This window comes from Thiomonas sp. 13-64-67 (assembly GCF_002282795.1).
Lineage (GTDB): Bacteria > Pseudomonadota > Gammaproteobacteria > Burkholderiales > Burkholderiaceae_C > Thiomonas > Thiomonas arsenitoxydans.
The window spans coordinates 1-20,766 of record NZ_NCKP01000006.1; the positions used below are offsets into that span (position 1 = coordinate 1).

Consider the following 20,766-nt stretch of genomic DNA (forward strand, 5'->3'; position numbering starts at 1 on the left):
CCGGCGGACAGCCGCACCCGCGCCGTGGGCATGGTGATGCGCGCCGCAGCCACGGTGCGCACGAACTCGAAGGGGTCGAGATCCGGTGCGTGTTCGAGCGGCGTTCCTGCCACCCGTACAAGTGCGTTGATGGGCACCGATTCGGGGTGGGGATCGAGCCCGGCCAGCTCCGCCAACAGACCCGCGCGGTCGCGCCGTGTCTCGCCCATGCCGACGATGCCGCCGCAGCACACCGCCATGCCGGCTTCGCGCACGGCCTGCAGCGTGTCCAGGCGCTCTTGGTAGGTGCGGGTGGTGATGATCTGGCCGTAGAACTCGGGCGAGGTATCGAGGTTGTGGTTGTAGTAATCGAGCCCGGCATCGGCCAGGCGCTGCGCCTGCGCGGGCTGCAACATGCCCAAAGTCATGCAGGTTTCCAGCCCGAGGGCCTTGACGCCTTCGACCATGGCAGCCACGGCGTCGAGATCGCGGTCTTTCGGCTCGCGCCAGGCCGCGCCCATGCAAAAGCGTGCCGCGCCCGCCTCTTTGGCCGCTCGGGCGTTGGCCAGCACGAGCTCAAGGTCCATCAGCTTGCCCGCCTTCAGCCCGACATCATGATGCGCCGATTGCGGGCAGTAGCCGCAGTCTTCGGCACAGCCGCCGGTCTTGATCGACAGCAGCGACGAGAGCTGAATGTCGGTGGGGTCGAAGTGCGCGCGGTGGATCTGCTGGGCTTGCCAGAGCAGTTCGGGCAAAGGCAGATCGAGCAGGGCTTCGATGCGCTCTGGCGTCCAGACGTCGGAAGGTTTCGGGGTCATGGCATAAGGGGAGATGGAGGGGAGATGGAGGACGCAGTCAACGCGCCTCGGGGTCGATCCAGTTCGGCTTGCGTTTGGCGAGAAAGGCGGCGATGCCCTCGCGTCCGTCGGTGCTAGCCCGAGCCACGGCGATGCGCTCGGCGGTGTCGGCCAGCAAGGCATCGCCCAGCGGGCGATGCGCCACTTCGGCCAGCAGCCGCTTGGCCGCGGCTAGCGCTTGCGGTGACGCATTTTGCAACGCGGCGCACCAGCGCTGCACCTGCGCGTCGAGCGCGGCAGCGTCTTCGGCCACTTCATGCACCAGACCGATGGCCTGCGCGGTGGCCGCGTCGAGCACTTCGGCGGTCAAGGTGTAGCGCTGCGCCGCGCGCGCGCCGATGGCGCGCAGCACATGCGGCATGATGATGGCGGGGATCAGACCGAGCTTGACCTCGCTCAGACAGAAGCGCGCGGTCTGCACCGCCACGGCCAGATCGCAGGCCGCCACCAGACCGAAGCCACCGGCGAACGCGTCGCCCTGCACCCGCGCGATCACGGGCTTGGGACATTCGGCCACGGCGCGCAGCATGCGAGCGAGCTGCAAGGCATCGTCGCGGTTTTGCGCATCGGTGTAAGTCGCCAACTGTTGCATGTAGCGCAGATCGGCGCCGGCGCAGAACGCAGGGCCTTGCGCGGCAAGCACCACACAACGCACTTCGGCCTCCTGACCGAGTTCGACGAAGGCGGTATGCAGTGCAGCGATGGTGGCGGCGTCGAAGGCGTTGCGCACTTCGGGGCGATAAAGGGTGACCGTCGCGACGGCCCCTCCGCGGTCGATGAGGACGGGGGATTCGCTCATGGCTTGGATGAGGCTGTCGCTTCGTCACGCAGCATGTAGATCAGATCGAGCACGGGAGAGGGATGCCCCATGGCGGTGAGCGCTGCGGTGATCTGCCCGCGGTGATGCGTGGCGTGGTTGAACACATGCGCCAGCGTGGCCGCGAACGGTGCGCTCATCGGCTCGCCCTTGCTGGTGGCGTAGTGGAAGGGCCGATCGAAATCGGCCTCGCTCAAGCGCTCGACATAGGGCTGCCAGGCCCGCGCGCTCTGCTTCAGCCGTTGCGCCAGTCTGGCGCGGTCGGGCTCGGCCTCGTCGTCGAGCTTCAAGCCCGCGGGCGACACGCCCTCAAGGAAGCGTCGCTGCCATAGCAAGCCTTCGCCCACCAGCAGATGATTGAGGGTGCCGTGAACGCTGTTGAAAAACAGCCCGCAATCGCGGCGGTAATCGGCTTCGGGGAGCAGCGCGACGTGCTCGTCGAGCAAGCGATGCGTGGCCCAGACGTGATAGCGCGCCAGGGTGCGGAAATGGTCTCGGAGTGTCATCGGGAAATTCGCCGGGGAGAGCTTGCAGTCAATGCCGCCAGACCTTCAGGCCGCGCAGATCTTCCATGACGTCGAAGTCAGCATCGTTGTGCAGCAGGGCGTAGTCGTGTTCGATGCAGTAAGCGGCCTGGAGCACGTCCACCGCGCTGCGGATGGTGTAGCCCATGGCGCGCAGCAGGCGGTCGTGTTGCGCGGCCTGCAGAGCGTTGTCTTCTCCGCCGATTTCAACCACGGTGAGCGCAGTCAGGGTCTTGCGCGCGGCCAGATAGTCGCGTTCATGACGGAAGCCACGCAACACCTCGAACAGCACCAGATCGGCCACCGCCACCGGCGCCATATCGTCGAGCAGGAGCGCCAGATTCGCAACACACGGGGTGGCACGGCCATTGAAAAAATCGATCCACACCGAGCTGTCGACCAGGATCATGCGGCTACTCCTTGTTGGCGGGCGCTTTGGGGACGGGCGCTTTGCGGACGGCTGCCTTGCGCCCAGCCTTGGCAGGGGAGTTAGCCGCGCTGTAAGGCGCGCGTCGCTCCTGCACCATGGGCGGCGCGGCGCCCTCGGCCAAGGGGTCTTCCCAATGCAGCTTGCCGCGCAGGGCGAGCAAATCGCGGTAGGCGGCGCGGCGGCGCAAGAGCTTGAGCCCCTCCTCGACCGCCTCCTTTTTGGTCTTGAACGGGCCGGCGCGCATGGCGGCGTCCATGAGCTCGTCGTCGATCTCGATGTTTGTGCGCATGATGTGTACCAAGTCAATGAATGATGCACATTGTAGGGGACGACAATCACATGCGGAACACGCCGAAGCGGGCGTCTGGAATTGGCGCGTTGAGCGCGGCACTCAAGCCCAGCGCCAGCACGCGACGAGTATCGGCCGGGTCGATGACGCCGTCGTCCCACAGTCGCGCGGTGGCGTAATACGGGTGGCCCTGCGCTTCATATTGAGTGCGGACGGGCGCCTTGAAGGCTTCCTCTTCTTCCGCGCTCCAGCTGCCGCCCTTGGCCTCGATGCCGTCGCGCCGCACGGTGGCGAGCACGCTGGCCGCCTGTTCACCGCCCATCACGCTGATGCGCGCGTTGGGCCACATCCACAGCTTCGTTCTCGGCCTTGCGGCCGACCATGAAGCCGGTGATGTTCTGCAGGAACAGCAGCGGAATGCGGCGCTGGCAGCACAGCTCGATGAAGTGCGCACCCTTGACCGCACTGTCCGAAAACAGGATGCCGTTGTTCGCCAAAATGCCCACGGGTATGCCGTGCAGATGCGCAAAGCCGCACACCAGCGTGGCGCCGAAGCGGGCCTTGAACTCGTCGAGCTCGGAACCATCCACGATGCGGGCGATGATCTCGCGGATGTCGAAGGGCTTGCGCGCATCGGTGGGAATGCAGCCGTACAGCTCGCTGGCTGCATACAGCGGCTCGCGCGGCGGGCGCAAATCCACCGCCGCGCGCTCGGCCGGGCGCAGCCGCGAGACGATGCGGCGAGCGATGTCGAGCGCATGCGCATCGTTGCGCGCCAGATGGTCGGCCACGCCCGACAGCCGGGTGTGAACGTCGCCGCCGCCCAAGTCTTCGGCGCTCACCTCCTCGCCAGTGGCGGCCTTCACCAGCGGCGGGCCGCCGAGGAAAATGGTGCCTTGATTGGCGACAATGATCGACTCGTCGCTCATGGCCGGCACATAGGCGCCGCCCGCGGTGCACGAGCCCATGACCACCGCGATCTGCGCAATGCCCTCGGCGCTCAGCGTCGCCTGGTTGTAGAAAATGCGGCCGAAGTGGTCGCGGTCGGGAAACACCTCGTCCTGGTTGGGTAGATTGGCGCCGCCCGAATCGACGAGGTAGATGCAGGGCAAGCGGTTCTCGCGCGCAATCTCCTGCGCCCGAAGGTGCTTCTTGACAGTCATCGGGTAATAGGTGCCACCCTTCACCGTGGCGTCGTTGCAGACGATCACGCATTCGCGCCCGCTGACGCGCCCGATGCCGGTGATGATCCCGGCGCCGGGCGCCGCGTTGTCGTACAGACCGTGCGCAGCCAGTGGAGAAAACTCCAGGAAAGGTGAGCCGGGGTCGAGCAGCGCCGCCACGCGTTCGCGCGGCAGCAGCTTGCCGCGGGCGACGTGTTTGGCGCGAGCAGCCTCGCCGCCGCCCTCGGCCACGCGGGCCTGGCGCGCGCGCAGGTCGTCCACCAGGGCCCGCAGGGCGGCGGCGTTGGCGGTGAACTCGGCGCTGCGCGGGTTGAGTCGGGTATCAAGAATGGGCATGGGGGTCTTCAGGCGGTGCGGTCGGGGTGGAGCCCGAGTTCTTGCTGCATGGTTTCGCGGATTTTGAACTTCTGCACCTTGCCGGTAATGGTCAGTGGAAAGCTCTGCACAAAACGGATGTAGCGCGGAATCTTGTAGTGCGCGATTCTCCCTTTGCAGAAATCGCGGATGTCGTCTTCGGTCGGCGCGGCGTCGGCCTTGGGGATGATCCAGGCGCACAGCTCTTCGCCGTACTTCGGGTCGGGCACGCCGACCACCTGCACGTCCTGCACCTGCGGATGGCGGTAGAGGAATTCCTCGACCTCGCGCGGGTAGATGTTCTCGCCGCCGCGAATCACCATATCTTTGATGCGGCCGACGATGTTCACATAACCCTCGCTGTCCATCACCGCCAGGTCGCCGGTATGCATCCAGCCCTCGGCGTCAATGGCCTCATGCGTCTTCTCCGCGTCGCCCCAGTAGCCGTGCATCACCGAATAGCCCTTGGTGCAAAGCTCGCCGGTTTCGCCGGGCGCGACAGTTTCGCCGCTTTGCGGATCGACGATCTTCACCTGCAAATGCGGCTGCACCTGCCCCACCGTACTCACCCGCTTGTCCAGCGGGGTGTCGGTGGAGCTTTGGCAGCTCACCGGCGCGGTCTCGGTCATGCCGTAGGCGATAGTGATCTCAGACAGATGCATGTCGCGCACCACCCGCTTCATCACCTCGATGGGGCAAGGGCTGCCGGCCATGATGCCGGTACGCAAGGTGCTCAGATCGAACTCGGCAAAGCGCGGATGATCGAGCATGGCGATGAACATGGTCGGCACGCCGTGCAGCCCGGTGCAGGCTTCGTCCTGCACGCACTCCAAGGTGAGCAGCGGATCGAAGCCGTCGTTGGGATAGACGATGGTGGCGCCGTGCGTCAGACACGCCAGGTTGCCCAGCACCATGCCGAAGCAGTGGTACAGCGGCACCGGAATGCACAGCCGGTCTTCGGCAGTGAGCTTCATCGCCTCACCAATAAAAAAACCGTTGTTCAGGATATTGCTGTGCGTGAGCGTGGCGCCCTTGGGAAAGCCGGTGGTGCCGCTGGTGAACTGGATGTTGATGGGTTCGTGCGCGTGCAGCGTTGCCGCGGCCTCGGCGACCGCCGGGTCGTCGGCGCTGCCGCGGGCGATCCAGTCGCCAAAGCGCAGCATGCCGGGTTCATCGGCCTCGCCCAGATGCACCACCAGTTTGAGATCGGGCAGGCGCGCGGCGCGCAGTTCACCCGGCGCGCAGGTCGCCAGCTCCGGCGCGAGTTCGCGCAGCATGGCGAGGTAGTCGCTGGTCTTGAACGAGGTCATGGTGACCAGCGCCTTGCAAGCCACCTTGTTGAGCGCGTACTCCACCTCGGAGGTGCGATAGGCCGGGTTGATGTTCACCAGAATCAGGCCGACCTTGGCCGTCGCCAGTTGCATCAGCACCCATTCCACGCTGTTGTGCGCCCAGATGCCCACGCGGTCGCCCTTGCGCAAACCGCTGCGCAACAAGGCGCTGCCCAGACGATCCACCTCGCGCTTGAGCTCGGCATAGCTCAGGCGAATGTTCTGGTGGCGCGAAACCAGCGCCTCTTGCAGGCCTTGGCGCTCGGCCATGGCGTCGAAAAAATCGCCTATGGTCTGCGTCAGCAGCGGCTGGTCGGTGGCGCCGCAGGCATAGGCCTGCACCAGCGGGGTTGGTTCGGTCATGATGATTCTCCGGTGTTCATTTTTGGCAACTTCAAAACCCGCCGGTTTGCAGCCAATGTTCGAGCTGCGGCAGCCGGTCTGCGCCCCAGAAGGGTTGATCGTCCACCACCATAAAGGGCGCGCCGCACATGCCTTGCTGCAGCGCGCGGTCGCAGTTGGCCTTGAGCTGGGCTTTGATGGCGGGATCGGCGGTATAGCGCGCCACCGCGTCGCTCGCCAGCCCCTGCTCGGCGGCAAGGGCTTCAAGTACGGGCAATTCGGCGATGTTGCGGTTCTGCACGAAATAGGCCGAAAAACAGCGATGCAGCCACGGCGCAGCCTGCGCGGGCAAGTCGCGTTGCAGGCCGATGAGCACCCGTGCGGCCTGATAAGTGGCAATGGGAAATGGCTCCGGCTGTACAAAAGGCACGCCCAGAAAGCGCGCCGAGCGCGGAATGTCGATGCGGGCGTAGTCGCCCTTGAGCGGCTGGTCGATCAGCGGCTTCGATCCTGTCGTCTGGAACACCGGCCCGAGCAGCATCGGCACCCATTCGATATCGCGCAGATGGCGCGCGGCAATAGCCTCGATCTGCGTGCTCGCCAGGTAGGCGTAGGGCGACGAAAAATCGAAGAAAAAAGTAATCGGGCTGACGGGCATGGGAGTCTCCAGTGAATCTGGTTTTACAGCGCACGGGCAATGAGCATTTTCTGCACATCGCTGGTGCCTTCGTAAATCTGGCAAACCCGCACATCGCGCCAGATGCGCTCGACGGGAAAGTCAGCCACATAACCGTAACCGCCGTGGATCTGCAGCGCCGCGCTGCACACCCGCTCGGCCATTTCGCTGGCCATCAGTTTGGCCATGGCGGCTTCCTTCAGACAGGGCTGGCCCGCATCCTTCAGGCTGGCGGCGTGCCACAGCAACTGCCGCGCCGCTTCGATCTGCATCGCCATCTCGGCCAAGCGGAATTGCACTGCCTGATGCTCGGCAATCGGCTTGCCAAAGGCAGTGCGCTCGCGCGCATAACGCAGCGCCGCTTCGAACGCCGCGCGCGCCATGCCGACCGACTGCGCCGCAATGCCGATGCGCCCACCTTCCAGGCCGGACAGCGCAATCTTGTAGCCCTCGCCTAGCCCGGCGTGTCGGTGGGCACGAGGAAGGCGCTGATGCCTTTCTTGCCCACGGCCCGGTCGGTTGCGGCCAGCACGATGGCGACCTGTCCGTTCTTGCCGCTGGTGATGAACTGCTTGACGCCGTCAAGGACGTAGTGGTCACCCTCCAACCTTGCCGTGGTGCGCAGGTTGGAGGCGTCCGACCCGGCCTGCGGTTCGGTCAGCGCGAACGCGCCGATCCACTCGCCGCGCGCCACCGGGCGCAGCCACTGGTCTTTCTGCGCATCGCTGCCCCAGGCCATCAGAATGGAGCACACCGGGCAGTTGTTCACGCTCACGATGGTGCTGGTCGCGCCGTCGGCCGCGGCGATCTCCTCGACGGCCAGCGCGAGAGACAGGTAGTCGAGCCCGGCGCCGTCCCATTCCGCGGGCACGGCGATGCCCAAGCACCCCAACGCCGCCAAGCCCTGCAACGCCTCGCGCGGAAAGCGGGCCTCGCGCGCCCAGTCGGCCGCATGCGGGGCGATTTCGGCTTGGGCAAAATCGCGCACCGCGTCGCGGATCATGCGGTGATCGTCAGAAAGCAGCATGACGATTCAGAGCAGTTCAACAGCCATTGCCGTGGCCTCGCCGCCGCCGATGCACAGCGCGGCGACGCCCTTCTTGAGCCCGCGTTGCCGCAGCGCGCCCAGCAAGGTCACGACGATGCGCGCGCCCGACGCGCCGATGGGGTGGCCCAGCGCCACCGCGCCGCCGTGCACGTTGACGATCTCATGCGGCAGCTTGTATTCGCGCATGGCCGCCATGGTGACGGCGGCGAAGGCTTCGTTGACTTCCCACAGGTCCACATCGGCCGCCTTCCAGCCGGTTTTGTCGAGCACCTTTTGAATGGCCCCCACGGGCGCCGTGGTGAACCACTCGGGCGCCTGCGCATGCACCGCATGGGCGCGAATGCGAGCGATCGGCGCGCAGCCCAGCTTGTCAGCGGTGGACTGGCGCATCAGCACCAGCGCGGCAGCGCCGTCGGAAATGCTCGACGAGGTGGCGGCGGTGATGGCCCCGTCTTTCTTGAACGCGGGCTTGAGCGTAGGAATCTTGTCGAGCTTGGCCTTGAACGGCTGCTCGTCGCGGGCGATTTTCGCCTCGCCGCCCCGACCCGCCACCGTGACGGGCGCCATCTCCCACTCGAAGCTGCCGTCTTCGTTGGCTTTTTTGCTGCGCTCAGTCGAGGCAATGGCGAAGGCGTCCATCTCCTCGCGACTGAAGGCGTATTTGCTCACGCAGCTTTCAGCGAACACGCCCATGGCCTTGCCGCGGTCGTAGGCGTCTTCCAGACCGTCAAGCGCCATGTGGTCGTAGAAGGCGGTAGCGCCGTATTTCACGCCCTTGCGCACAAAGGCCAGATGCGGCGCATTGGTCATGCTTTCCATGCCGCCAGCCACCATCACATCGGCCGAGCCCACAGCGAGCATGTCGTGGGCGAACATCATCGCCCGCATGCCCGAGCCGCACATTTTGGACAGCGTGACCGCGCCCGCCGATTGCGGCAGCCCGGCCTTGAGTGCGGCCTGGCGCGCGGGGGCCTGGCCCTGCCCGGCCATCAGGCAGTTGCCCATGAGCACTTCATCCACGGCGTCACCCGCGATGCCCGCGCGTTGCACGGCAGCAGCGATGGCGGTAGCGCCGAGCTCCCAGGCGGGCACGGCAGCAAAGTCGCCGAGCAGGCCGCCGATGGGCGTGCGCGCGGCAGAAACCATCACAATGGAATCAGTCATGTCGAAGTCTCCTGAACAGGTTGAACGGGTGGGTTGGATGCCGCAAGAGCGCCCTCGCGGGCGAAGCGGCGGGTGGCGTCATAAGTGAACACGTCGTACAGATGGCCCTCGCGGATGCGGCTCTGGTGCTCCTGCCAGAACGCAGCGTCGAGCAGGTCGGCGTGGTGCTTCATGAACACGGCGCGCACCTTGGGGTTGCCGAGCAAAAACTGGCCGAAGGTCTCGGGAAAGACATCGTGCGGGCCCACGGCGTACCAGGGCTCGGCGGCCATTTCGTCTTCTTCGTTGCGCGGCGCGGGCACGCGGCGGAAGTTGCAGTCGGTGATGTACTCGATCTCGTCGTAGTCGTAGAACACCACCTTGCCGTGGCGGGTGATGCCGAAGTTCTTCCACAGCATGTCGCCGGGAAAGATATTGGCCGCCACCATGTCCTTGATGGCATTGCCGTATTCGATGACGGCGGCGTCGAGCTGGGCGTCGTCAGCCTCTTGCAGATAGATGTTGAGCGGAATCATGCGCCGCTCGATGTAGCAGTGCCGGATGATGATGGTGTCGCCGTCGTATTCGAGTTGCGAGGGGCAGAAGGTTTCGATTTCCTGAATCAGCTCGGGCGAGAAACGGGCTCGCTCGAAGGCCACGTTGGAGTATTCCAGCGTCTCGGCCATGCGGCCCACGCGGTCATGCTGTTTCACCAGCAGGTACTTGCCCTTGATCTTGTCGCGGGTAGTGTCTTTCTGCGGCGGATAGAAGTCTTTGATGACTTTGAACACAAAGGGAAAGGACGGCAGGGTGAACACCACCATCACCATGCCCTTGATGCCCGGCGCCACGATGAACTGATCGCTCGAATGCCGCAGGTGATAGAGAAAGTCGCGGTAGAACAGCGTCTTGCCCTGCTTGGCCAAACCCAGCGCGTTGTACAGCTCGGCGCGCGGCTTGCGCGCCATGAGGCTGCGCAAAAACTGCACATAGGCCGACGGGATTTCCATATCGACCATGAAATAGGCGCGGGCGAAGGAGAACAGCAGCAGCAGATCGTCTTCGGTGAGCAGCACCGTGTCGATAAAGAGCTGGCCGCGCTCGTTGTGCAGAATGGGCAGCGCCAGCGGAAATTCGGTGAAGCCGTTGATCACCTTGCCCACCGCATACGCGCCCTTGTTGCGGTAGAACAGCGAGTCGAGCATCTGAATCTGGAAGTTGGCGCGCAGGCGCACATCGCTGCCGAACCGCTGGCGCACGGCGGCCAGCACCTGGCGCACGTCGCGGTCCAGATCTTCGAACGGCAGCGCAAGCTGAAAGTTCTCGATGGCGCGGCGCAGACAGGCGTGCAGCGCCTCGTGGGTGTGCGGGTAATACACGCGGAAGGTCGGCTTGGCGGCCGGCTCCTCGTTCTCGATGTACTCGGTGGACAGCGCCGGGCGCACGAACAGAAACTCGTTGTTGAAATGCTCACGCCGCAGAATCTTGGTCGTCACCGAGTTGAAAAACGTCTCGGCCAGTTCGGGCTGGTGGTGATTGGTCAGCAAGCCGATGTAGTGCAGCTTGGCCTGCTGCCAGATTTCCATGGGCTGGTTGCCGGCATCGAGTTCGTTCTGCAGCCGCTCAGTGGCTTCGTCCACCCGCTGGTCGTAAAACGCGATGCGCTCGCGCTGCGCTGCCTGCTGTCCAGCCCAATCGGCGCGCTCGAACCTCTGCTTGGCCGCGGCGCTTACTTGGCGGAACAGGCGGTAGTGGCGATTGAAGCCTTCGAGCATGGTGCGCGCCATGGCAAAAGCCACGGGGGAATCGAGGCGGGGCGGGAATTGGTTCATCGGGCATTGGCAATACGAAAACACCCTGCCCACTGTAAGCCCGCGACGCTGGCAAGGCAAAGCGCCCAGCGCTTGACGCCGCTGCGTGCTAGGCTTTTCAGGCGGTCGGCATAGACACCGCGCCGACTTTTTCGAACCATAAGACTAGGAGAATTCTGATGCCCGCCTTGCTGCCCAATGTCGATCCCGATGGACTGCTGGAGTATTCGGTGGTTTACACCGACCGCTCGCTCAACCACATGTCGGCCAAGTTCCAGCAGGTCATGCGTGATCTGTCGTCCATGCTCAAACAAGCCTACAACGCGCAGGCAGCGGTCATCGTGCCGGGTAGCGGCACGTTTGCCATGGAGGCTGTGGCGCGGCAATTCGTGCAGGGCGCGCAGGTGCTCATCGTGCGCAACGGCTGGTTCAGTTATCGCTGGAGCCAGATCATCGAGACCGGGCATTTGTCGGACAAAGTCACGGTACTCAAGGCCCGGCGCGTGGCCGATGCGTCCGAGTCGCCCTTCATGCCCGCGCCCATAGCCGAGGTGGTCGCCACCATCGCCCGCGAAAAGCCCGCCGTGGTGTTCGCCCCGCATGTGGAAACCTCCGCCGGCATGATGCTGCCCGACGACTATCTGCGCGCTGTCGCCGACGCGGTGCATGCGGTGGGCGGCCTGTTCGTGCTCGACTGCATCGCCTCGGGTGCGATGTGGGTGGACATGCAGGCCACCGGCGTGGACGTGCTGGTCAGCGCACCGCAAAAAGGCTGGAGCGGCCAGCCCTGCTGCGGCTTCGCCATGCTGTCCGAGCGGGCTTTGCAACGGCTGGAGACGACCACGAGCGACAGCTTTTCCTGCGATCTGAAAAAGTGGCATCAGATCATGCAGGCGTATGAAAAAGGCACGCATGCCTATCACGCCACCATGCCCACCGACACCCTGGCCGGAGTACGCGACCAGATGCGCGAGGCGTTCAGCTACGGCCTGCCCGCGCTCAAGGCCGCGCAGATGGAACTGGGTCGCGCAGCGCGCGCTTCGTTGGAGCGGCGCGGTGTCAAGAGCGTGGCGGCGCCCGGTTTTCAGGCGCCGGGCGTGGTGGTGAGCTACACCCGTGATCCCGACATTCAGAACGGCAAGAAGTTTGTGGCACAGGGCATGCAGATTGCCGCCGGTGTGCCGCTGGCCTGCGACGAACCGGCCGACTACATGAGCTTTCGCCTCGGCCTGTTCGGGCTGGACAAATGGAAGGACGTGCCTGCCGCCGTGCAGCGGCTGGACGCGGCGCTCGACGCCGTGGGTTTGCACCTGCCGGAAAAAGCGCATCGGTAGCCGCCTCGGTAAGCGCCTCGGTAATTGAATCACCCGCCGCATCAGTCGCTCAGCCCTGTTCGCTACCCAGCTTCACGGCTTCACGCCGTTTGCGCGAACAGTTCCCGGCCGATCAGCATGCGGCGGATTTCGGATGTGCCCGCGCCAATCTCGTACAGCTTGGCGTCGCGCCACAGTCGGCCCAGCGGGTAGTCGTTGATATAGCCGTTGCCGCCAAAAATCTGGATGCCCTCACCCGCCATCCAGGTGGCCTTTTCGGCGCACCACAGAATCACGGCCGCGCAGTCTTTTCGCACCGAGCGGGCATGGCCGTCGCCCAGTGCGTCGAGGTTTTTGCCCACGGTGTAAAGCAGGCTGCGGGCGGCCTGCAGCACGGTGTACATATCGGCCAGCTTGCCCTGGATGAGCTGGAACTCGCCAATGCTCTGGCCGAATTGCTTGCGCTCGTGCACATAGGGCACCACGCTGTCCATCACCGCCTGCATGATGCCCACTGGCCCGGCGGCGAGCACCGCGCGCTCGTAATCCAGGCCGCTCATCAGCACCTTGACGCCGCCGTTCAATTCGCCCAGCACGTTCTCTGCGGGCACCTCGCAATCCTGAAACACCAGCTCGCCGGTATGGCTGCCGCGCATGCCCAGCTTGTCGAGCTTCTGCGCCACCGAAAAGCCCTTGAAGCCCTTCTCCACCAGGAAGGCGGTGATGCCCTTGGAACTTGCGGCCGGATCGGTCTTGGCGTAGACCACCAGCACGTCGGCGTCCGGCCCGTTGGTGATCCACATCTTGCTGCCGTTGAGCACGAACCCATCACCTCGCCGGTCAGCTCGCAGCTTCATGCTCACCACATCGCTGCCCGCGCCCGGCTCGCTCATCGCCAGCGCGCCCACATGCTCGCCGCTGATCAGTTTGGGCAGGTACTTCGCCTTCTGCGCGGCGCTGCCGTTGCGGCGGATCTGGTTGACGCAGAGGTTGGAATGCGCGCCGTAGCTCAAGCCCACCGAGGCGCTGGCGCGGGAGATTTCTTCCAACGCCACCATATGCGCCAGATAGCCCATGCCCGTGCCGCCATCGGCCTCGGGCACGGTGACGCCCAGCAGGCCCAGGTCGCCGAACTTGCGCCACAGATCCATCGGAAACTGATCGGTGCGGTCGATTTCGGCGGCTCGCGGGGCAATTTCTTGCTCGGCAAAGTCGCGCACGGCCTCGCGCAGAGCAGCGATGTCTTCGCCGAGTTGGAAGTCCAGTCCGGGTAGTTGCATGGGGTCTCCTCGCTTGTTTGTTTCGATGCGTTGTTTCGACGTAATTTCAATACCGCTTGGGCACTGGCGCGATGGTCTGCTGCATCACCGCGCAAACTGTCTCAGCGCCGTCCTCATCGCGGTGCATCACTTCGGCGGTGGTGACGATCAGCCGCTTGCCAGCCCGGATTACCCGCCCGTAGGCGCGCAGTTCACCGCCCGAAAAGGCCGCTAGAAAGTTGATTTTGTACTCCACCGTGGTGACTTCGTCGCCTTCGGGCGCCAGAGTCATCGCCGCATAGCCACCGGCCACGTCGGCCAGCGCGCCAATGGCCCCACCGTGGAAACCGCCCTGCTGCTGGCTGATCCCTTCTGAATGCGGCAGCCGTAGTTCCGCCCGCCCCGGCTCCAACCGCACCATCTCCACGCCCAACGCGGCCATCAAGCCTTGGCGGGCAAAACTCTGGCGAATAGCCGCCTCCTGCGCAGGCGATAGAACGGCGGGGGCGGTGGTCATGGTGGCAAGTCTCCGTGGGGGCTGCTCTGCTGGCAGATTTCCGGTGATCTTACCTTCCGTTTACGTCAACGTGAATAGTCACTCCTCCAGCAATTCTCCAGAACCAGCGCTCCCCTCACCCGCCCTGCTTCTTGAGTAGCCCCCGCGCCTCGGTCTCGTAGGCGCGAATCTCCTCCAGCGTCGCCTTGAGATCGGCCATGCGGCCTTCGATGTCGGCGCGGTGCTCGGCCAGCACTTCCAGGTAGCGGCGCAGTTGCGGTGCGGTGTCGCGCGGCGACTCGTACATCATCACCAGTTCCTTGATCTCGGCCAGGCTCAGGCCCAGCCGTTTGCCCCGCTGGGTGAGTTTGAGCCGCGTGCGGTCGCCCTGCGTATAGACACGCGCGCGGCCCTGGCGCCGCGGGCAGAGCAAGCCGGCTTCTTCGTAAAAGCGGATGGCGCGGGTGGTGAGGTCGAACTCGCGGGCGAGTTCACCAATGGTGAAAGTAGGGGCGGCAGGTGCAGCAGCGGCTTTTTTCATGCGTGCCTATACTCGGCTCCAGTTGACGTTAACGTCAAGTGTAGTTTGCGCCATCACGCTTCCAACCTTTTGAATCCGCTCGCCATGTCCGCCCAGCCCGCCTTTGATGCCATCCGCTACCCCTTTGGAGAAACGACGCCCGCACTGGGAGAAAGCATCGAGCTGGCGCCGGGGCTGCGCTGGCTGCGCATGGGGCTGCCTTTCGCGCTGAACCACATCAACCTCTGGCTGCTGGAAGACACCCTCGACGGCGTGCGCGGCTGGACGATTGTGGATTGCGGCATCGACTCCCCGCCCACCCGCGCGGCATGGGAGCAGGTGTTCGCCACGCAACTGGGCGGCCTGCCGGTGCTGCGCGTGGTGGTCACGCACATGCACCCAGACCACGTCGGGCTGGCTCACTGGCTCACCGCGCGCTGGAATTGCCTGCTGTGGATGAGCGCCACCGACTATGCCGTCTCGTGCATGGCCGCGCGCGGCTGCATGACCATTGGCGGCGAGCCGATGGCGGCGCACTACGCCGCGCATGGCCTGGCCGACCCGCAGACTCTGGCCGCCATCCGCAAGCGCACCGACTACTACAGCGGCCTGGTGCCCGCCATGCCCACGCGTTTCGTGCGCCTGCAGGACGGCGACGTGCTGCGCATCGGAGAGCGCGACTGGCGCTGCGTCGCGGGCTACGGCCATGCGCCGGAACACATCAGCCTATACAGCGAGGCCGACGCGCTGTTCATCGCGGGTGACATGCTGCTGCCTCGCATCTCCACCAACATCAGCGTGAACGACAACGAACCGCTGTCCAATCCTTTGCAACAATTTCTCGACAGCCTGGCGCGCTTTAGCGCCTTGCTGTCGGACGACACGCTGATCTTCCCCTCGCACGGCCTGCCCTTCCGCGGCGCCCTGGCCCGCATCGCGCAGTTGCAGCAGCATCACCACGAGCGTCTGGCCGAGGTGATACAGGCCTGCGCCACGCCGCAAACCGCGGCCGACCTGCTGCCCGTGCTGTTCAAACGCCCGCTGGACGTGCACCAGATCACCTTCGCCATGGGCGAGTCCATCGCCCATCTGCACAAGCTGTGGTTCGATGGGCAGTTGCGCCGCCTGGAAGACGGCGGGGTCTATCGTTTCGTGCGCTAACCCGCATTTCTACTGCCGCGGCGCAGTGATATTTTCAACGCCGCCATGCCCGACAACACGACTGCCGCCGACAACCTACCGCCGCAAAACGCGGCCTTGGTGCTGCTGGGCGGCGGGGCGCGCACGGCCTATCAGGCCGGAGTGCTCGGCGGTGTGGGCGAGATTCTGCAGGCGCAGGGCTGGCCCACGCAGCGCAACCCGTTTCCCGTGGTTTGCGGCACCTCGGCCGGGGCGATCAATGCGGCGTATTTCGCCAGCCGCTGCGCCGAATGGCCAGCCGCCCTGCATGAACTGCAAACGCTTTGGAGCACCCTGCAGGCGCACGAGGTCTTCGAGGTCGGCACAGGGCAACTGCTGCGCGGCGGCGCGCGCTGGCTCGGGCTGATGGCATTCGGCTGGCTGTGGAAGCAGAACCCGCGCGCCCTGCTCGACAACACCCCGCTGGCCGACACCCTGGGTCGGCGGGTGCACTTCGATGCGGTGGACGCCGCGATTCAGAGCGGCGCCTTACGCGCGCTATCTGTGGCCACTTCAAGCTATACCAGCGGGCGGCACATCACCTTCTTCCAGGCCCGCCCCGAGGTGCAGCCCTGGCGGCGGCCTGGGCTGTGGGGCATTGCGCAGCCCATCGGCGTCGAGCATCTGCTGGCCTCCAGCGCCCTGCCCTTCGTGTTTCCGGCCACGCCGCTGTATGGCGAAGTCGGGCCGGAATACTTTGGCGACGGCGCCATGCGCCAGCTCGCCCCGCTGGCGCCCGCCATTCATCTGGGTGCAGAACGCGCACTGGCCATCGGCGTAGCCGAGCCGCATCCCGAGGCGGGGCAAATGCGCCGGCATCTGCCGCCCTACCCCAGCGTGGCGGAGATTGCGGCGCACGCCATGTCCAGCGTGTTTCTCGACACCCTGCGCGCCGATGCGCAGCAGGCCGGGCGCATCAACCGCATGTTGGCGGATCTGCCGCCCGAGGTGCGTGCCGATCTGCCTTACCGCCCCCTGCCCACGCTGACCCTGCTGCCCTCCACCTCGATCGACGCCATTGCAGCGCGGCACTGGCACAGCATGCCCCGTGGCGCGCGGCTGCTGCTGCAATCGGTGGGCATGGGTACCGGCCGAGGATCTGCGCTGGCCAGTTATCTGCTGTTCACGCCGGATTACCTCTCCGCCTTGGTCGAACTCGGCCGGGCCGATGCGCTGGCGCAGCGCGATGCGATCACGGCGTTTTTCAACCTCACCGCGCCCGACCCGCATTGCGCATAATGCAGCCCTATGCTCAATGTGTTCACCCTCAAGAATGGTCGCCTGGTGCAGCAGGAGGTCGGCGACCCGCAAACCCTCGCGGGGCTGCAGCCCGTCTGGGTCGATCTCGAATCGGCCGATCCACGCGAGCTCGGCTGGGTCGAAGCCCGCTTCGGCCTGACCATCCCCGCCGACGTCCTCGATCAGGATCTGGAGGAATCCGCGCGGTTTTACGAGGAGGAAGAAGACGGGCAGTTGCATCTGCGCACCGACTTTCTCATCAGTGACGAAGAGCGTCCGCGCAACGAGCGCGTGGCCTTCATCGTTCACGGCAACGTGCTGTTCTCCATCCACACGCACGACCTCATCGTCTTTCGCCTGCTGCGGCTGCGGGCGCGTCGCATGCCCGGGTTGATTGAAAACGCTACCGACGTACTGCTCGCGCTCTACCTCACCGACGCCGAATATTCGGCCGATACCCTTGAAGGCATTTACGACGATCTGGAGGCCATCGGCGCGCACATCCTTAAGCCGCGCCCCAGCGACCAGGACGCCTCGGAGGCGCTCACCGGCATCGCGCAGCAGGAAGACCTGAACGGACGCATCCGCCGCAATGTGATGGACACCCGCCGCGCGCTGAGCTTTCTGTTGCGCAGCCGCCATCTCAGCGCCGATCAGTCGCAAGAGGCGCGGCAGATCCTGCGCGACCTCGACTCGCTCGACGGCCACACCGCCTTTCTGTTCGACAAGATCAACTTCCTGATGGACGTCACCGTCGGCTTCATCAACATCAACCAGAACAAGGTCATCAAGATTTTTTCCGTCGCTGCCGTCGCCATGCTGCCGCCCACGCTGATCGCCAGCATTTACGGCATGAACTTCAAACACATGCCCGAGCTCGACTGGCCCCTCGGCTACCCCTTCGCCCTGGGGCTGATGGTGCTCACCGTCATCGCGCCGTTCTGGTTTTTCCGCAAAAAGGGCTGGCTCGATTAGAGCCTGTTCAGCCGGCTGCGGCAGCGCGTTTCAGTCGCCGTACCACGGCGCCGAGCACCGGCACCGTGGCGTAGAAATCGCAGGCGTCCCAATAGTCGCGGTGATCCATCACCAGCCCCTGCGCATCGAGCACGAAGCGCGTCGCGCCGGCCACGACTTGCGCAGACGCGCCCTTGCGCAGAGCAAAGTGGAAATCCCAGGTCATCCACCCCACATTGCCCTGCCCGGTGACCTCGGTCACCACAAAACGCGGCGCATGCAGTTTGGCGTACATATGTGCAAACTGCGCCGTGATGGCGGGCAAGCCCTGCACGCGATTGAACGGGTCTTGAAACGTGGCCTGCGGGGCGTAAACCTGCGTCAGCACGTCGAGCTGGTCGGCGCGCAGTTGTTCAAACACGCGGGCAATGCGGTGCAAAGCAGAGGAGGCAGCGTCGATTTCCATGATGTGCATCTTATGCAGCAGCGCGACGCCGCGCTGGACTCAGATGCGCGGCAGCAGCACAGCCGCCCAGATCAGCACGCACAGCAGCAGGGTGAGCAGCACGGCGGCACTGCCCAGGTCTTTGGCGGTCTTGCTCAGGTCGTGCCGCTCCAGCGAAACGCGATCGACGGTGTACTCGATGGCGGTGTTGAGCAGCTCGACAATGAGCACCAGCAGCACGCTGCCTGCGAGTACGGCCCGCTCGGTCCAGGTGCGACCGAGCCACAGCGCCAGCGGCAGCAGGATGAGGGCCAGCGTGAGCTCCTGGCGGAACGCCGACTCGGTCTGCCACGCAGCGCGCAAACCGCTCATGGAGTTGATGCCCGCGTGATACACGCGCGAAAGCCCGGTGCGGGTTTTGTAGGGATTGGGCGCCGCCTCCGGCTTGGGCAGGGGCGCGCGTTCGCGCTGCTGGGCCATGGGTTCAGTGCGTCGTTTGCGTCGCACTATTAGCCGCACTACTCTCACGCACGGCCTTGCGCAAATGATCGAGAAACTGCCGCGAGGCCGCTTCCCAGGTGAATTTGCGCGCATGCGCCAGCGCCACGCTGCGCGGAATCTGCAGGGCGCGCAGGCAGGCGGCCTTGAGGTCGTTGTCGAGCGCACCGGCCGGGCTTTCGCCGATCACGTCCAGCGGGCCGGTCACGGGATAAGCCGCCACCGGGCAGCCGCAGGCCATCGCTTCGATCAGCACCAGCCCGAAGGTGTCGGTCTTGCTCGGAAACACGAACACATCGGCGCCGGAATAAACCTTGGCGAGCTCGTCCTGCGTGAGCACGCCAAGAAAGCGCACGCCGGGATACTGCTTGCGGATGCGTTCAAGCTCCGGCCCTTCGCCCACCACCCACTTGGTGCCCGGCAGGTCGAGCTGCAGGAAAGCGTCGATGTTCTTTTCCACCGCCACCCGGCCAACGTACAGAAAGATGGGCGGCTTGCCGTCGAGCCGTTCGCCTTCGCGCGGGTAGAACATGCGGTGATCCACCCCGCGCGACCAAAGCCGCACATTGCGAAAACCATGCTCCTGCAAATCGCGCTGCACCACTTGCGTGGGCACCAGCACCGCGCGGCCGGCGTTGTGAAAGCGCCGCAGATAGGCATAAGTCCACCCCAGCGGCACACGAAAGCGGGCCTGGACGTATTCGGGAAAGCGGGTGTGGTACGCCGTGGTCAGCGGAATGTCCAGACGCTGCGCGATGCGCCGCGCGGCCTGGCCCAGCGGCCCTTCAGTGGCCACATGCACCACGTCGGGCATGAACTCGGTCACCCGCTGCATGATGCGCGAACGCGGCCGCAGGCTGAGGCGGATTTCGGGATAGGTCGGGCAGGGAATGGTGCGAAAACTGCCCGGCTCCACCACCTCGACCACTTGCCCCATGTCGCGCAGCTGCCCGATGGTGGTCTTGAGAGTGCGCACCACGCCGTTGACCTGCGGCTCCCAGGCGTCGGTGACGATGAGAATGCGCAGCGGCGGCGTGCCGGCGGCGGGGGGCCAGGGCTTTTCGGCCGCGGCGGCCACTTGAGGAGCGACTGCGGAGGCGATCATGCGTGGACGGGTTGTGTGGGTGCGGGATGTAAAGGGGCGGGATGCGTTGCAGTCTGCGGCGCCAGCTCCGCCAGCACCTGCAGCCCGGCGTTCCAGTGCAGCAGCTTGAGGCGGCCGTCGAAGTCTTCAGCCAGCGCGGTCAGGCTCTCCACCCAATCGCCGCAGTTGGCGTAGATCTGCCGGTCTTCGCTGCGCAGCTCGGCGCGGTGAATATGACCGCAGACCACGCCGTCGCACTGCTGGCGTCGCGCTTCGTCGCTGAGCAGCGTTTCGAAACTCGAGATGGTGTTCACCGCTGCCTTGACCTTGTGTTTGAGGTATTGCGACAGCGACCAGTACGGCAGACCGAGCTTGAGCCGCGCATGGTTGAGCCAGCGATTGAGCTTGAGGGTGAACATGTAGGCGGCGTCGCCCAGATGCGCCAGCCACTTGGCATAGAGCACCACGCTGTCGAACAGATCGCCGTGCACGATAAGCAGGGTGCGGCCATCGGCGGTGACATGCCGCACCTGATTGATGACCTCGATGCCGCCGAAATGCAGCCCGTCGTAGGGCCGCGCGAACTCGTCATGGTTGCCCGGCACGAACACCACCCGCGTGCCCTTGCGCGCCTTGCGCAACAGCTTTTGCACCACGTCGTTGTGAGCCTGCGGCCAGTAGATGCCCTTTTTCTTGAGCTGCCAGCCGTCGATGATGTCGCCCACCAGATAAATGGTGTCGGCGCTGCAATGCCGCAGAAATTCGAGCAGCTGCGGCGCCTTGCAGTCGCGCGTCCCGAGATGAATGTCGGACAGCCACAGGGTGCGCCATTTCAACTCCGGCTCGCCCTCACCGCCAGCTTGCGGGGCGTCGATATGAGCTGCCGCGCGCAGGGTTTCCGCCGTGGCGCGGTCTTGCGGAATCACGGCACTGCTGCGCATCATTCGGGACAGGGTTTGGATCACCATGTCGCGCATTGCATAGCTTCAATGTG

Annotated in this window: 20 protein-coding genes and 2 pseudogenes; 4 read left to right on the forward strand and 18 right to left on the reverse strand. The window is 65.1% G+C overall.

Features of this window, described 5'->3' with window-relative positions; all coding sequences use genetic code 11:
* The 11 genes and pseudogenes from bioB to aceK form a co-directional block, all read right to left on the reverse strand.
* A partial coding sequence (bioB, locus tag B7X30_RS02505; protein ID WP_286728836.1) for a biotin synthase BioB occupies positions 1 to 797 on the reverse strand: 797 nt, incomplete at its 3' end.
* 37 nt (positions 798 to 834) lie between these two features.
* Positions 835 to 1,635 carry an enoyl-CoA hydratase/isomerase family protein gene (locus B7X30_RS02510; protein ID WP_286728837.1) on the reverse strand — a complete coding sequence of 267 codons (801 nt, stop codon included), beginning with the start codon at positions 1,633 to 1,635 and terminating at the stop codon, positions 835 to 837.
* Positions 1,632 to 2,159 (reverse strand): DinB family protein, encoded by a 528-nt coding sequence (locus B7X30_RS02515; protein ID WP_286728838.1) that lies wholly within the window; start codon positions 2,157 to 2,159, stop codon positions 1,632 to 1,634. The genes B7X30_RS02510 and B7X30_RS02515 overlap by 4 nt, the downstream gene beginning before the upstream one ends.
* Before the next feature lie 28 nt (positions 2,160 to 2,187).
* Positions 2,188 to 2,586 (reverse strand): type II toxin-antitoxin system VapC family toxin, encoded by a 399-nt coding sequence (vapC, locus tag B7X30_RS02520; RefSeq protein ID WP_286728839.1) that lies wholly within the window; start codon positions 2,584 to 2,586, stop codon positions 2,188 to 2,190.
* Between the two features lie 4 nt (positions 2,587 to 2,590).
* The gene (locus B7X30_RS02525; protein WP_286728840.1) at positions 2,591 to 2,896 is read right to left on the reverse strand and encodes a type II toxin-antitoxin system VapB family antitoxin; all 306 of its coding nucleotides are present in this window, start codon (positions 2,894 to 2,896) and stop codon (positions 2,591 to 2,593) included.
* Between the two features lie 46 nt (positions 2,897 to 2,942).
* A pseudogene (locus tag B7X30_RS02530) lies at positions 2,943 to 4,416 on the reverse strand (carboxyl transferase domain-containing protein).
* 8 nt (positions 4,417 to 4,424) lie between these two features.
* Positions 4,425 to 6,128: an AMP-binding protein gene (locus B7X30_RS02535; protein WP_286728841.1), complete on the reverse strand. Its 1,704-nt coding sequence runs from the start codon at positions 6,126 to 6,128 to the stop codon at positions 4,425 to 4,427.
* 31 nt (positions 6,129 to 6,159) lie between these two features.
* Positions 6,160 to 6,765, reverse strand: coding sequence for a 2-hydroxychromene-2-carboxylate isomerase (locus B7X30_RS02540; RefSeq protein WP_286728842.1), 606 nt, complete (start codon positions 6,763 to 6,765; stop codon positions 6,160 to 6,162).
* Positions 6,766 to 6,788: 23 nt separating this feature from the next.
* Positions 6,789 to 7,810, reverse strand: a pseudogene (locus tag B7X30_RS02545) (acyl-CoA dehydrogenase family protein).
* Positions 7,811 to 7,816: 6 nt separating this feature from the next.
* Positions 7,817 to 8,995: an acetyl-CoA C-acyltransferase gene (locus B7X30_RS02550; RefSeq protein ID WP_286728843.1), complete on the reverse strand. Its 1,179-nt coding sequence runs from the start codon at positions 8,993 to 8,995 to the stop codon at positions 7,817 to 7,819.
* Complete coding sequence (aceK, locus tag B7X30_RS02555; RefSeq protein WP_286728844.1) at positions 8,992 to 10,806, reverse strand: bifunctional isocitrate dehydrogenase kinase/phosphatase; 1,815 nt, start codon at positions 10,804 to 10,806, stop codon at positions 8,992 to 8,994. Before aceK ends, B7X30_RS02550 begins: the two co-directional genes overlap by 4 nt.
* A gap of 158 nt (positions 10,807 to 10,964) precedes the next feature.
* On the opposite strand from aceK, the gene B7X30_RS02560 reads away from it, so the two are divergent.
* Positions 10,965 to 12,119, forward strand: a complete 1,155-nt coding sequence (locus B7X30_RS02560; RefSeq protein ID WP_286728845.1) for an aminotransferase class V-fold PLP-dependent enzyme — start codon at positions 10,965 to 10,967, stop codon at positions 12,117 to 12,119.
* A gap of 80 nt (positions 12,120 to 12,199) precedes the next feature.
* Here the strand turns inward: B7X30_RS02560 and B7X30_RS02565 are convergent, their stop codons facing one another.
* From B7X30_RS02565 to B7X30_RS02575, 3 genes are all read right to left on the reverse strand, one after another.
* Complete coding sequence (locus B7X30_RS02565) at positions 12,200 to 13,378, reverse strand: isovaleryl-CoA dehydrogenase (protein WP_286728846.1); 1,179 nt, start codon at positions 13,376 to 13,378, stop codon at positions 12,200 to 12,202.
* 46 nt (positions 13,379 to 13,424) lie between these two features.
* Positions 13,425 to 13,874 carry a PaaI family thioesterase gene (locus tag B7X30_RS02570; RefSeq protein WP_286728847.1) on the reverse strand — a complete coding sequence of 150 codons (450 nt, stop codon included), beginning with the start codon at positions 13,872 to 13,874 and terminating at the stop codon, positions 13,425 to 13,427.
* Between the two features lie 115 nt (positions 13,875 to 13,989).
* Positions 13,990 to 14,394, reverse strand: a complete 405-nt coding sequence (locus tag B7X30_RS02575) for a MerR family transcriptional regulator (protein ID WP_156053538.1) — start codon at positions 14,392 to 14,394, stop codon at positions 13,990 to 13,992.
* A gap of 84 nt (positions 14,395 to 14,478) precedes the next feature.
* On the opposite strand from B7X30_RS02575, the gene B7X30_RS02580 reads away from it, so the two are divergent.
* The 3 genes from B7X30_RS02580 to corA are packed head-to-tail and all read left to right on the forward strand — an operon-like array spanning position 14,479 to position 17,766.
* Positions 14,479 to 15,534 carry an MBL fold metallo-hydrolase gene (locus B7X30_RS02580; protein WP_286728848.1) on the forward strand — a complete coding sequence of 352 codons (1,056 nt, stop codon included), beginning with the start codon at positions 14,479 to 14,481 and terminating at the stop codon, positions 15,532 to 15,534.
* Between the two features lie 45 nt (positions 15,535 to 15,579).
* Positions 15,580 to 16,791 (forward strand): patatin-like phospholipase family protein, encoded by a 1,212-nt coding sequence (locus tag B7X30_RS02585; RefSeq protein ID WP_286728849.1) that lies wholly within the window; start codon positions 15,580 to 15,582, stop codon positions 16,789 to 16,791.
* 9 nt (positions 16,792 to 16,800) lie between these two features.
* The gene (gene corA, locus B7X30_RS02590; protein WP_013107135.1) at positions 16,801 to 17,766 is read left to right on the forward strand and encodes a magnesium/cobalt transporter CorA; all 966 of its coding nucleotides are present in this window, start codon (positions 16,801 to 16,803) and stop codon (positions 17,764 to 17,766) included.
* Between the two features lie 7 nt (positions 17,767 to 17,773).
* Here the strand turns inward: corA and B7X30_RS02595 are convergent, their stop codons facing one another.
* The 4 genes from B7X30_RS02595 to B7X30_RS02610 form a co-directional block, all read right to left on the reverse strand.
* On the reverse strand, positions 17,774 to 18,211 hold the full coding sequence (locus B7X30_RS02595) for a nuclear transport factor 2 family protein (RefSeq protein ID WP_231836229.1): 438 nt from the start codon (positions 18,209 to 18,211) through the stop codon (positions 17,774 to 17,776).
* Positions 18,212 to 18,250: 39 nt separating this feature from the next.
* Positions 18,251 to 18,670, reverse strand: coding sequence for a diacylglycerol kinase (locus B7X30_RS02600; RefSeq protein WP_013124209.1), 420 nt, complete (start codon positions 18,668 to 18,670; stop codon positions 18,251 to 18,253).
* A 4-nt stretch (positions 18,671 to 18,674) separates the two neighbouring features.
* Positions 18,675 to 19,715 (reverse strand): glycosyltransferase family 4 protein, encoded by a 1,041-nt coding sequence (locus B7X30_RS02605; protein ID WP_191088471.1) that lies wholly within the window; start codon positions 19,713 to 19,715, stop codon positions 18,675 to 18,677.
* A 74-nt stretch (positions 19,716 to 19,789) separates the two neighbouring features.
* Positions 19,790 to 20,749 carry a UDP-2,3-diacylglucosamine diphosphatase gene (locus B7X30_RS02610; protein WP_286728850.1) on the reverse strand — a complete coding sequence of 320 codons (960 nt, stop codon included), beginning with the start codon at positions 20,747 to 20,749 and terminating at the stop codon, positions 19,790 to 19,792.
* Positions 20,750 to 20,766 lie beyond the last annotated feature (17 nt).

Bases quoted from the DNA above. Each gene is read 5' to 3' on its own strand.
- B7X30_RS02550 (WP_286728843.1), bottom strand. From the start codon at position 8,995: ATGACTGATTCCATTGTGATGGTTTCTGCCGCGCGCACGCCCATCGGC.
- B7X30_RS02610 (WP_286728850.1), bottom strand. From the start codon at position 20,749: ATGCGCGACATGGTGATCCAAACCCTGTCCCGAATGATGCGCAGCAGT.
- B7X30_RS02600 (WP_013124209.1), bottom strand. From the start codon at position 18,670: ATGGCCCAGCAGCGCGAACGCGCGCCCCTGCCCAAGCCGGAGGCGGCG.
- aceK (WP_286728844.1), bottom strand. From the start codon at position 10,806: ATGAACCAATTCCCGCCCCGCCTCGATTCCCCCGTGGCTTTTGCCATG.
- B7X30_RS02595 (WP_231836229.1), bottom strand. From the start codon at position 18,211: ATGGAAATCGACGCTGCCTCCTCTGCTTTGCACCGCATTGCCCGCGTG.
- B7X30_RS02580 (WP_286728848.1), top strand. From the start codon at position 14,479: ATGTCCGCCCAGCCCGCCTTTGATGCCATCCGCTACCCCTTTGGAGAA.
- B7X30_RS02560 (WP_286728845.1), top strand. From the start codon at position 10,965: ATGCCCGCCTTGCTGCCCAATGTCGATCCCGATGGACTGCTGGAGTAT.
- B7X30_RS02535 (WP_286728841.1), bottom strand. From the start codon at position 6,128: ATGACCGAACCAACCCCGCTGGTGCAGGCCTATGCCTGCGGCGCCACC.
- B7X30_RS02510 (WP_286728837.1), bottom strand. From the start codon at position 1,635: ATGAGCGAATCCCCCGTCCTCATCGACCGCGGAGGGGCCGTCGCGACG.
- B7X30_RS02585 (WP_286728849.1), top strand. From the start codon at position 15,580: ATGCCCGACAACACGACTGCCGCCGACAACCTACCGCCGCAAAACGCG.
- vapC (WP_286728839.1), bottom strand. From the start codon at position 2,586: ATGATCCTGGTCGACAGCTCGGTGTGGATCGATTTTTTCAATGGCCGT.
- B7X30_RS02575 (WP_156053538.1), bottom strand. From the start codon at position 14,394: ATGAAAAAAGCCGCTGCTGCACCTGCCGCCCCTACTTTCACCATTGGT.
- B7X30_RS02525 (WP_286728840.1), bottom strand. From the start codon at position 2,896: ATGCGCACAAACATCGAGATCGACGACGAGCTCATGGACGCCGCCATG.
- corA (WP_013107135.1), top strand. From the start codon at position 16,801: ATGCTCAATGTGTTCACCCTCAAGAATGGTCGCCTGGTGCAGCAGGAG.
- B7X30_RS02540 (WP_286728842.1), bottom strand. From the start codon at position 6,765: ATGCCCGTCAGCCCGATTACTTTTTTCTTCGATTTTTCGTCGCCCTAC.
- B7X30_RS02570 (WP_286728847.1), bottom strand. From the start codon at position 13,874: ATGACCACCGCCCCCGCCGTTCTATCGCCTGCGCAGGAGGCGGCTATT.
- B7X30_RS02565 (WP_286728846.1), bottom strand. From the start codon at position 13,378: ATGCAACTACCCGGACTGGACTTCCAACTCGGCGAAGACATCGCTGCT.
- B7X30_RS02515 (WP_286728838.1), bottom strand. From the start codon at position 2,159: ATGACACTCCGAGACCATTTCCGCACCCTGGCGCGCTATCACGTCTGG.